10 protein-coding genes are annotated in these 11,277 nt (G+C 64.7%); 4 read left to right on the plus strand and 6 right to left on the minus strand.

Translation table 11 applies throughout. The features are described 5' to 3' along the window. Window positions 1-320 precede the first annotated feature (320 nt). Complete coding sequence (locus LQG66_RS21260; protein ID WP_486598882.1) at window positions 321-1,475, minus strand: polysaccharide biosynthesis/export family protein; 1,155 nt, start codon at window positions 1,473-1,475, stop codon at window positions 321-323. A 339-nt stretch (window positions 1,476-1,814) separates the two neighbouring features. Here LQG66_RS21260 and LQG66_RS21265 point away from each other — a divergent pair, with 339 nt between their 5' ends. Next, window positions 1,815-3,077, plus strand: a complete 1,263-nt coding sequence (locus tag LQG66_RS21265) for a hypothetical protein (RefSeq protein ID WP_231317636.1) — start codon at window positions 1,815-1,817, stop codon at window positions 3,075-3,077. A 9-nt stretch (window positions 3,078-3,086) separates the two neighbouring features. Here the strand turns inward: LQG66_RS21265 and LQG66_RS21270 are convergent, their stop codons facing one another. Next, entirely contained in the window at window positions 3,087-3,704 is a 618-nt protein-coding gene (locus LQG66_RS21270; RefSeq protein ID WP_231317637.1) for a transglutaminase-like cysteine peptidase, read from the minus strand. Window positions 3,705-3,926: 222 nt separating this feature from the next. Beyond that, window positions 3,927-4,298: a helix-turn-helix domain-containing protein gene (locus tag LQG66_RS21275; RefSeq protein ID WP_231317638.1), complete on the minus strand. Its 372-nt coding sequence runs from the start codon at window positions 4,296-4,298 to the stop codon at window positions 3,927-3,929. A gap of 369 nt (window positions 4,299-4,667) precedes the next feature. On the opposite strand from LQG66_RS21275, the gene LQG66_RS21280 reads away from it, so the two are divergent. Both LQG66_RS21280 and LQG66_RS21285 read left to right on the plus strand, forming a co-directional pair. Beyond that, window positions 4,668-6,665: a glycosyl hydrolase family 28-related protein gene (locus tag LQG66_RS21280; protein WP_231317639.1), complete on the plus strand. Its 1,998-nt coding sequence runs from the start codon at window positions 4,668-4,670 to the stop codon at window positions 6,663-6,665. A gap of 61 nt (window positions 6,666-6,726) precedes the next feature. Next, on the plus strand, window positions 6,727-7,083 hold the full coding sequence (locus LQG66_RS21285; RefSeq protein WP_231317640.1) for a hypothetical protein: 357 nt from the start codon (window positions 6,727-6,729) through the stop codon (window positions 7,081-7,083). Window positions 7,084-7,124: 41 nt separating this feature from the next. On the opposite strand, the gene LQG66_RS21290 is transcribed toward LQG66_RS21285, so the two are convergent. The 3 genes from LQG66_RS21290 to LQG66_RS21300 all read right to left on the minus strand — a co-directional run bounded on the left by LQG66_RS21290 (window position 7,125) and on the right by LQG66_RS21300 (window position 9,954). After that, complete coding sequence (locus LQG66_RS21290; RefSeq protein WP_231317641.1) at window positions 7,125-7,511, minus strand: hypothetical protein; 387 nt, start codon at window positions 7,509-7,511, stop codon at window positions 7,125-7,127. 91 nt (window positions 7,512-7,602) lie between these two features. Continuing rightward, entirely contained in the window at window positions 7,603-8,514 is a 912-nt protein-coding gene (locus tag LQG66_RS21295; RefSeq protein ID WP_231317642.1) for an acyl-CoA acyltransferase, read from the minus strand. Window positions 8,515-8,721: 207 nt separating this feature from the next. Beyond that, on the minus strand, window positions 8,722-9,954 hold the full coding sequence (locus LQG66_RS21300) for a hypothetical protein (protein WP_231317643.1): 1,233 nt from the start codon (window positions 9,952-9,954) through the stop codon (window positions 8,722-8,724). Window positions 9,955-10,089: 135 nt separating this feature from the next. Between LQG66_RS21300 and LQG66_RS21305 the strand changes: the two genes are divergently transcribed. After that, a complete protein-coding gene (locus LQG66_RS21305; protein ID WP_231317644.1) occupies window positions 10,090-11,277 on the plus strand; it encodes a glycosyltransferase family 4 protein in 1,188 nt (395 codons plus the stop codon).

An 11,277-nucleotide genomic window follows, 5' to 3' on the forward strand; every position in this document is an offset into this window, starting at 1 on the left:
GCCACGGGGCCGAACTGAGCTGCTCGTGCAGGACGAGGGCATAAAGGCCGATGATCAGCAGAGCGAGCGTGACCAGAATCCAATCGCTACGCGTCCGCAGGCTCGGGCGGCAGCACAACAGCGCGACGCCAAGCAGCCCGACCAGAGCCGCAAGAGCGGTCGGATCCGTTGCGGCGTAAGGGAGAGGCGCGACCGCCACAATGCCTGCGAGCAGCCAACCGGCCAGCCGATTGTCGTCACGCCAAAGCGGGGCAGATCCCTTGGACGGCCTCACGCTCGGAGATGTGTCCGCGGCGGACATGGTCCCGCCCGCGCACGGATCAGGGCGACGTCTTGATCGCCGTCCGCAAGGTCACCCCGTTGGTGGCGGCCACGATCGGATCGTTCACGGTCGCGCTCACGAGCCTGATGTACTGCATGATCTTGGCGGATTCGACCGACTGCGAATTCGAGATGTACACGACATCCTTGTTGCGGACCTGGAACTTGGTCGCCATGAAGTAGCCGCTGGGATCGCGGAAATTCACGTTGTAGATCACGGGAACGACCGGGCCGGGGAAACGATGGGTGTCGACCCCGAGCTGCTCAGCGACTTCACGGCTTTCGCCGCGATACAGGAAGACGGCCGCCGGGTCGGCCGCCGAGTCGTTCAGGCCACCCGCCTTGGCGACGCCTTCCGCCAGCGAGATGCGCCAGGCCTCGAAGTTGAACTGGCCCTGCGCGCCGGATGCGCCGAACGCGACAAATGTCTGCGGCTCGCGATAGACGTAGATGGTATCGTTCGGCTGAATATAGACGTTGTTCGTCGGTTCGTAGACGATCTGGCCAAACGGGATCGTCGTCCGGCGGCCTTCACGCTCGAGCATGACCCAGGTATCGAAGCCCTGCCCCTTGGGTCCGCCGGCGCGGGTGATCGCGTCGAGCATGCGCTCGCCAGCCGCGTTTGCCGGAAAGCGAGACGGCGCATTGACCTCGCCCAGAACACTGATCAGCGACGTTCTCTGCTCGATCAGGGTCACGACGGCCTGCGGTTCGATCGCCCGGTTCTTGAGCGCGTCGACGATGGCCTGCTGCACTTCAGCCGGGGTCCGGCCCTTGGCGCGGATCGCACCGGCATAGGGCACCGAGATGAAGCCGTTGTTGTCGACGTTCTGGTTGGGGATCGTGACGTAGTTGCCCGGACGAACGCCCGCTTCGATCGGAATGAAGAGACCACCGGCCGCGGCCTCGAAGATCGTGACGCTGACGACATCGCCGATGCCGAAGCGGATTTCGGTCGGAGGCCGCTTGAAAGCCTGCGTGGCGGAGTCGGTCAGCCGCGGCGCAAAGGATGCAAGGACACGCTCGACGTCCGGCGTGACCTTGACCAGCGCGTAAGGCAGGCTCTGCTCGCTGCCGGCTTCCGATGAGCGAACGGCGTCCTGGTTGGGGCCGCTGGCCGGCATGAGGCTGCAGGCCGCAGACAAAGATGCCACGGTCGCGACAAATCCCCAACGCATCAGCCCCAGAATGGCCATCAAACCCCCAAAAACACGATAGCGTTAACATGCCCGGTCACGGCTGAACAGGCATCGCGGCTGCAGCGGGCCGCCCGATTGTTATTAACAGATAAAACGTTGCAGAATCACCACAGACGCCCTAACTCTTTGTTAACGATAGAAAAACCCCTCCGGAAATTTGTTCTGCAAAGTCGCCGGAACGGCTGCGGATGGCGACCGTGGTTGGGCCTGCGCCAAACCAGGACTACAACGGCCGCGCGGGATGTGCCCTGTTGATGCCTGCGGATTGTCAGCACCACGAGAAGACGGATTGACGTGATCGGCACTCATGGAGCGCTCATTGTTCTCGCGCTCGCCGCGCCCGCCCTGCTGTTCGACGGCCTTGTCAGCTGGTGCTTCGCCGCAGCGGTCGCCGCGCTCGGCCTGGTCAGCCTGCTGTTCGCCAACACGTCTTCCCTGAAGCGAAGCTGGAGCAGCTGTCGACCAGCCCTGCCGGGCGGCATCGTTCTGGTCGCGATCCCGGTCCTACAGCTGCTCCCCTGGGCGCCATCGGGCCTGGCGTCCCCAATCTGGGAGCAGACATCCGAGGCGCTGCAGACCGTGCTCGGCCGTCCCATCAGCCTCGATCCCAGCTTGACCCTGGCGGGCCTGGCGAACGCGATCGCCCTGCTTGCGCTCGCCGCCACCACAGCGCTCGCAGCTGGAGACAGGATGCAGGCCGCCCAGCTTTATCGCGCGACATGCCTGTCGACCGTCGCCATGGCGGCACTGCTCGTCGCCGACGGCAGGCTCAAGCTGCTGGAGGCCGACCCCGGCGCCCTTCCGACCCTCGTCGGCAGCCTCTGCCTGATCGTCGCAGCCGGGCTGGGTGCAGCGGCGACGCGCCACAGAGACCGTGCAAGCACCTCCCGCTGGCGCCCCAGGATCGATCTCGCATTGGCCGTGCTCACGGCAGCCACGGGCCTGCTGGCGCTGGGGCGCGCTCCGGATCCGGCAGGACTGATCACGGCAGCCGTCGGCGCCGCCATCTGCCTGCTCACAGCGCGCCTGCCGCTGCCGCCCTTCGGCACCCGTACCGCCCTTGCGATCACCGCGCTCGTGGCCTTGCCGGCCATTGCGCTCGTATTCGGACCGGGGCGAGACGACGTGAGCTCTGCATTGATCGCGGCCGCCCGGCTCGACCGCACCATCGCGGCGCCTGCCGCGCAGCGGATGTTGTCCGATACGCCGCTGCTCGGCAGCGGTGGCGGCACCTTCGCGGCACTTGCCGAGCTGTACGGCCCGGCATCATCCGACGGCAAGGCGCCGCCCTCGGCTGCGGTCAAGGTCTATGTCGAATACGGACCGATCGGGCTGCTGGCCTTGCTCGCCAGCGGGTTGTTTCTTGCCTTGAAGCTCATCGCGGGTGCTGCGCGGCGCGGCCGCGACCGCCACTATTCAGCTTGCGCAGCTGCCGTCGTGCTGGTCGCGATGGCGCAAAGCCTGCTGGATGCGAGCCTGACTGGAGCAGCCCCGCAAGTGGTCATTGCCCTGCTTGTCGGGATCGGCCTCGCACAACGGCGTTCGGCGGACAGATGACCCCTCGCCTCAGACCGTCGATCCGGCGACGTTCGACCAGTAACGCGGATTCGACGGGGATTGCACCCGCACCCACCGGTAGCTGGTCTTGGACCAGGGCCGGACATTGGCGTTGAGATTGTCGACGACGACGTCGCCCGAGCGGGTCCGCACCACCAGCACCAGATGATGCTCGCCCCAATTCGTCACGACTTCGGCCAACAGCAACGCGCGCGCCGGCCAGCCGCGCTGCAGCAGGGCGTGCCGCTTGGTCACCGCATAGTCGTTGCAGTCGCCACGTGAGGGACCCACCACCCACTCTTCGGCCGCGACGCCACGGGTATTGCGGGTCGGAATGATGGAGCGGTTGACCTCGGCATTGACCTTCACCAGCTCCGCGTAGCGGTCGGCGGTCAGGTCAATCCCGCCGCCGCGGAAGACCATGGCGTTCGACCGGCAATCCTCCGGATACGCCATGCAGAACTTGATGTGGGCCATCGGCGGGAGCGCCGGCGCGTCGAGCTTGATGCGATCGACCTGATATCTCAGGTTCAATGGCGCGCCGATCATTGCGGCCTGCACACTCTGGCTGACGCCCAACAACAAGGCGAACAGCGCCACTGAATAGATTTTGAGCTTCCGTCCCATCGCCGAACTCCCCGCGTTCATGCGGCAGAGTTAGCCCAGACGGATTAGGATGACGTTCGGCGCCAGCGTCCAATTTGGCTCAAAATCCCTGCGGACGCCTTACGCTTCATTAAGCAAAGCGGGGCCGGAACGGGGATCGAAAGCGGGCCAGAGGTCGCGTCTAAGGTCCACCCATGATCCAGGGATCAAGTGTCCACCGACCAAGGATCCACGGACCCGGGATCAGTGGCTCTGGTGCTCCAGGTTTGCCGATCGAACCGGGGACTGCTCCTCGACGCGGGCCTTTTCCAGAAGCAGATCGGTGACGATCTTCCGCAGCCGGCGGTTCTCGGCCGTGAGCTCGTCCAGTGTCCGGCGCATGTCGGCGACGGACGGCATCGGCGCTGCCGTCGGCAGCAGCGGCTCGAGCGGAGCTTCGACGGCCGCCACCTGCTTCGGCTCGGGTGCGCGCGATCGCAACTTGCGCCAACGATGGAACGTCATGACGCTCACACCGAGCACCTCGCAGATTTCCACCTGGGACTTGCCGGCACGAACCATTTCATCGGCCTGAGCAAGCTTTTGAATGATTTCCTGGTAGGAGTGCTTCTTCATAACACCTAATCGTCGGCGGACGCCCGCTATCTACAACCCATCCGGCTAACAAACGACGCGCTACGGCCACAAGTTGCAACCGGTAATCTATCACAGTCTGGTATGAATAACCATTCTGTTATGGCTTTGAAGCGACCAATCCACGAAGACATCGCGTGACTCGCGTGCAAAGCAGCACGCCGCTGCGCGACGGGAAAACTACTAGCAAAACAAGCCGCCGCCCAATCCCGATCGATCACGGACGCTAACAAATCCGGCAGTGGCTCGCGATCAGACGGGGGTTGACCTCGCCCCTGCCGATCCTCGATTTTGCGCTGCACCAAAGACACCTTCTCAATCCTGCGACCAAACAGCTCACCGGGTGCGCACATGCGAAGACGAGATCTGATCGCGGCCGGTCCGGCGACATTGCTCGCGGGCGTTGCCGACGCGACCGACCGACGGGCGCCAGAGGCCGTCACCGTCGACGTGCGCCGCGATTTCGGCGCCAGGGGAGACGGCATCGCAGATGACTGGCAGGCGATCGAAAACGCCGGCCTCCACCTGGGGCAGCTCGGTGGGGGTAGCATGTACTTCCCAGCCGGCCGGTACCGATTGGGAAGCGTGGGAAAGAACATAACCATACGTAACAACGTTCGTTATTTCGGCGATGGACACGCATCTGTGATCATCGGGAGCAATGCGGCATTCATAAGTCCGAAGGGTGCCGCATTCGGGCGAAGCTCCTACGCCGATTACCGCTATTTCACAGTGCGCGATATCGCAGCGGGCGACCGTGAGCTCGAATTCGCCAGTGCAGCGGACGCCGCCCAATTCAAGCCCGGCGACATCGTCATCGCCCGATCGAAGGATGCGATCGTCACGCCGGGAGACGTCCTGCCCTACTACGTGGAGATGAATCGCGTCGCCGCCGTCGCAGGCAATCGCATCGTGTTGGAAGATGCCATCGATGATGGATGGCGAGGTCTCTTGGCCGCCAATGTGACGCAGGACGTCGTCCAGGGATATTGCATCCATGATCTGCGCATCGAATGCGAGGACGGCTATCCCTTCTTCATCCAGGGCAGCTACAAGAGCGTCATCCGCAATTGCTGGACCCGCGGGATGGCGCTGGCCTGCTTCAACGGATTCACGCGCAGTACAGCCCATGACATCATTGCCGAGGTCAGCTGGCGTCCAGACAGAACCAGCGCCTCCGTCTTTGAAATCGAGACCGGATGTGTCCGCGCCAATTTCCACGATATCGACGTGTACATGGCCGGCTCGGCGCGCGCCGGAGAACGGTACCCGGTGTTCTACTGTCAGGAATTCTCGCGCCGGACCGCATTGCGTAACGTCAGGATCGCCGCGGCCGGAACGGATCTCGGCAACGTCTTCGAGGTCATGAGCGGAGGGCATCGCTTCGAGAACATCGAGGTGACCGCAAGATCGGTCGACAAAGTGCTCGATTACTGGGTGCGTGAACCCGAACGTTATCAGCTCGGTGAGCTCGGACTCGCAATGAGCCATCTCACAATCGAGACATCAGACCCGACGATTGGCTTCAATCATGGCTTCATCCTGCACTGTGACTACCCTGACGGGGAGGTCCGGAACGTAACGATCGCTGATTGTGAAGTCAGGGCACGCGGCATCCGTCCCGAACGAAACCTGATCTGGTTCTACAAGGGCCGACACAGGAATATCCTGTTCGACGGCGTTCGCGGCCCTGGCCAGGTGGCGATGGACGCGTCCGGCGCAGAACGTCCCTCCGGTGTCCCGGCCTCGGGCGCGCCGGCTCCTCCTCTGAGCGAGGTCGTGCTGCGCCATTGCGCGTTTACCCGGCTCGCCTCGCCGGAAATGCTCGCACACGCGCGCTATATCGATTGCCGCCGGATCGATGCGCAACCCGCGGCCGCCGTGATGGCTGCGCCAGGAGCCGTCTGGTCGGCCGATAAGCCCCGCCTGCAGCTCGCGTTCCCGCTGGTCGCGGATATGACGATCTGCTGCGGCGATGTCGTATCGATCAAGATATCGGCGTGGGCCGAGGCTCCGTCGTTCCCGGCCCATGTCCGCATCCGGGTGATGGGCGCCGAGGCGCTGACGGTGGATCTCGCGCCTGCGAGCGCGACGGAGATCGATATCGACCTTGCGGTCACATTCTTCGGCGGCGCCTTTCACCAGCCTGAGCGTTTCACGGTCGCCGGCCCGGTCAGGACCCGACCCGGCGCCGGGCCGAGTTGGACCTCCTTCACCGGCAAGGTCGACCGCCGGCCGGCCAATCTGGTCGAGGTGTCGGCCTGGATCGACAAACCGGCAGGGCTGGCGGCCGGCATCACCGTGAAGTCTGCGCGTATCGCGTTCTGTGAGGTCGAACGAGACGCCTGACGTTGACGCAGGACGCGCCGCCCATCTCGTCGAACACAATTGGCCAGAGGCGACACGGCAGATGACCGGCGGCCGGGCTGCCGCTTTCAGGCGCAGCGCCGCGATGCTTAACAAACGATGCAAGAAGTCGCTGCGATCTGAAGCGAATTTTCAGCGGGATCTCAAACTCCGCCGCGTAGATTGCAGCGCGGAGGGACATATCATGCTGAAACACACACTCACATTTGTTGCCGTCGCTGCGATGCTCGCCAGCGTACCGTCAGCCCACGCGGGCCTGCTGACGTCGCCGATCGGCCTGAAACGCGCATTCGACGCGTCGCGCACGTTGACGAAGATCGATGCTCGGACTCCATCCGACGCGTGCATGCTGCACAGCGACGACGTGTTTGCCGGCCCTCTCACGATCTGGGTCTGCTAGCGCTCCGGGGGAAGGCGGCCGGGTCCAGTCCTGCCCGGCTGCTATGGCCGCCGCGGCAGGGGCTGCAGGATCAGCTCGCCGCCCGCCGCCCTCCCGCGAACCAGGAATAGGCCGCTTTCAGTCGCGACGACGTCCCCGGCCTGAAGCGTCTCGTCGCGCAGCACGCGATCGGTCGCGAGCCGTTCCCGTGAGGGCGGCAAGGGTGCCTCTTCGCGCGGCTGCGCCGCCGCTTCCCGCCGGGCTTGCTCTGCCCGCTCGCGGGCCTGCCGCACCTTCTGCGTCCAGGCCTCGCGCGAGATGACACTGTCCGGCGACAGCTGATCTGCCGGCTCCGCTCCCTCGACGTCCTCGGCAGCCGCCCCCGACGGCAGCCCCGATGAGAGCGCCAGGCAGCTCGCGACCATCAGGCCTCGCATCCAGCCGTCCATTCCACGCCCCGAGCCGCGCACCGGCGTTGACGGCGATCCTGCCCGGCGCGGCCCCAAGGTGAGGCGCGCTCCTGCCCGAATGGATGAATGCTCACCCATCGAACAGCGCAGCCTCGGTGAAGGCCAGGTCGCCAAGGCGTGGCGGATGGGGCCCCTTGGCATATTTGCGGCCGCGCTTGTCCGAGTACCAGCCGGCAAGGCCTGCGACCGGCGCGTTGGCATCGAAGCGAACCAGCAGGCCGCCGCGCCGGAGCAGAAATCGTCCGATATTGCCCGCCAGCCTGACCAGGCTCGCGACGTCACGGCAGTACAACAAGCGATACACCGGCAGAACGTTCTTCACACGGTGCTTCTGAAAGACGAATGGATAGGCCGTCGGCCCGTCATGGACGACGAGGCTCAGGCAGCCCCAGGCCGCGTGCTGCCGCAGCAGATCGGCCTCGAATGCGGAGAGCCCTGCCGCATCGCGCTCCGCGAACTCGCCAACCCTCACATTCGCTGGCGGCTGCGACAATGCCAGCGCCGCGTAGATCTGCCCCTTGCAATAGACCGAGAAACCCTGGGCTTCGACCTGCGGCCAGGTGTGCGGCGCAGGCGTGATGTTGAAATAGGTGACGGTCTTGTCGCGTGTCGCTGCCCGAACCAGCATCGAGCTGAAAGCTCGGAACGCAGGCTCGACATACCAGCTCGAGACATTCGCCCTGACGATGGTCGTGCCATCGTCGGCCGGAAGTTCCGAGAACAACAGCAGGATCACCCCGACCGGCACGCCGCCATGATCGAGGCAGTAGCCGAAGGTAGGAAAGCCAGTCGGCCTTGGACGCGTCGCGTGGCGATCGAGGCCGCGCAGCCAGTACGCTTCGCTGCGGAATGAAAAGCCGCGCGTGAGCAGCGCCGCGACCGCCGCCAGATCCGCTGTCCTGATTTCGCGGACACGCACGCCGCCGGCGGCTGGTGCCGGCTGCGTATCGTTCGCAACGTCGGTCTTTCTGAGCGGCTGCATTCCAGCGTCATCCGATCGAGATTCGATGTGCGGGCTCATCATCCGAAGTGAACGTCCTTTATCGCAATTCCGGCAAGACTCCGTCCCGTCGCACGCGAACCGGCGACCGCTCTCACCGTTGCGTTAACAGATTGCTTCGCGGGATCGGCGCGGTCGGCCGTCGGACGCCGCGACGGTCGAGCCGGCAATCGCCAACCGCCGCCATCGTCACGGCCGCGGTACACGAAACATGTAGGTCTCATTGGCGTTGAGCCCGTCGACGAAGAAGCGGCCGGGCCTCGCTTCGATCCGGCGCTGCAGCCCATCCCATCCCCAGACCTCGATGCTGCGTGCCCATTGAGGCAGCTCGATCTCGACCGCCCGGCCCGGCCGGTCGGTCCAGCCTGCGATGTTCTGCCAGACGATCAGATCGGCGTCGGGTCCGCTCAACGTGTAGAGCGCGAGACGGCGGTCGGTCGCAACGATCTTCATGTGACCGGCGAGCTGTAGCACCGTCTTCAGGACGAGACTCCGCGCCTCCGGCACCCACGGATTGTTGCTCGCAGCCATCGCATAGGCGAGGCCATCGACATCCGGCGTATCGCCGAGATTCCACGGGAATGCCAGGACGGAGACTGGCGACCGGCCATCCTTCCCGACCACGGCAAGCTGGTCCCAGACCGCGTTGAGAAACAGTTTGGCCGCGACGTGCTCATCCTGCCATGCGCCGGCCCGCGCCACATTGAACTCGGTCGCGTAGAAGTTGACGTCCCGGCTCAGGCCCATCGCCTGCTTGATCCGATCGAAGCAGGTCTGCACCGAGAACTCCCGTCCCCTGGTCATCGGATACCATCGATCATTGTAGTAGGTATGTAGATCGACGCCGTCGAGGCGGCCGTCCTCGAGCAGATCGGCGATCGCAGGCCCATAGCCGCGCAGCGTGGCGTCGCCGTGCGAGTTGCAGGTGGCGAAGCCGCCGGGGACGACGCGCAGCATGGGATCCACGCTATGGACGCCGTCGGCGAGCCCCGCCAGCGCGTCGTGATAGTCCTTGCGCGGAATCGACGCCTGCACATCCGGCTCGTTGATCGCGGTGAAGACGGTCGCGCCCCAGTCGGGAATACCGTTTTCCCGGCCCCAGTCGCCGCCGGGGCGAAAACGCTTGGCCATCGCCTGCCCTGCGGCGAACCAGTCCTGATAGGACCCGATCGGCTGCGGCGGGTTCAGGGTCTGATAGCTGCCTTCATATTCGAGCAGGATCAGCGGCGTGATGCCGCTCTTGTGCGCCTCAAGCATGGCGGCATCGAAATCGCGCGGCGTCGGCACCCGCGCGAGCGTGCGCCAGCCGTAGGAATCCATCCGCCCCATCCCGGCACCGACCCCATGCAGCGCCTGATAGATCTGCGTGCTCTTGCCGGCGAGATGCGTCACGAGATTGCCGCCGCCAATGCGGTCGGACATCCGCGATGCGGGTCCGACCAACTCGCCCGACCGGGCCGTGCTCGACTGAACGAACGAGACAATCGTTAACAGGGCTATGCTAATAACCACCAGATTGGAACGAAGTCGCAATGTCTGATCCCGTAGATTTCTGTGATGAATTTTGAGATCGTCCAGGTCGTGCAAGAGATAAGCAATGCCGGCGGCGTGGAAACCGTCGCCATCGAGCTGGCCCGCGTTTTCGGTCGAAATGGTTTATCGAACATCGTCCTCGCGAGCACGGTCGCTGAGAATCTCGAACAGTCGATCAGGGTCGAGCCGGTCGCGCCATGGCTTGCACGCATTCCGACCCGCGGGCTTTTCCGTCATATCGGACGCGCCATCGTGGTGCCCCTGTTCACGCTCGCTGCAACGCGGGCGCTCGCACGTCATCCCGACGCCGTCATCATCAGCCACGGCGACAGTCTCAAGGGCGACGTCCTGATCGTTCATGCCGTCAATGCGCAGAGCCTTGCGGAGAAGCGCGCCGCCGGCAGCTGGCGCTGGCTGCTCAATCCGATGCATCTCTGGGTCAGCCTGCGCGACCGGTTCATGATCGGAGGCTTGCGCTATCGCGCATTCGTGGCCGTGTCGGAGCGCGTGACCGCGGAGCTGCAGCGAATCTATCGCGTGCCGCCGTCGCGCATCCACGTCATATCGAACGGAATCGACCTCGATCGTTTTCGCCGCGACGAAACCCGCGGCCAGGCCATCCGCCGCGAGTTCGGCATACCGGAGAGCGCGAGACTGCTGTTGTTCGTCGGCCACGAATTTCATCGCAAGGGACTGGCGCATGCGGTCGGCGCACTCGACCGGCTGGGCGACGATGTCCGACTGCTGGTCGTTGGCTCGGACAATCCCGCGCCGTACCGGAAGCTGACACGCAAGGCACAGGATCGCCTGATCTTCGCCGGCCCGCGTTCCGACATGACGGCGCTCTATTCCGCCGCCGACGCCTTCGTGCTGCCGACGAGCTATGAGACGTTCTCGCTGGTCTGCATGGAAGCGATGGCCTGCTCGGTGCCGGTGTTCGCAACGCCGGTCGGCGGCATCGAGGACTATCTCCGCGACGGCGTCAACGGCTTCCGCATCCTGGCCGACGCCGACGACATCGCCGCCAAGATCGCTGCGGCATTCGCCGATCCCGCACTGATGCAGCAACTCCGGGACGGCGCGCGCGCGACCGCGCAGGCCTATGGCTGGGATCAGGTTGGGCTGCAATATATCGAGCTGCTCAGGCAGATCGATGCCGAGAAGCGCGCGGTGCGCCGACCCGCATTGCCGCTCTCCGCCGAGGCATCGTAG

The organism is Bradyrhizobium ontarionense, assembly GCF_021088345.1.
GTDB lineage: Bacteria > Pseudomonadota > Alphaproteobacteria > Rhizobiales > Xanthobacteraceae > Bradyrhizobium > Bradyrhizobium ontarionense.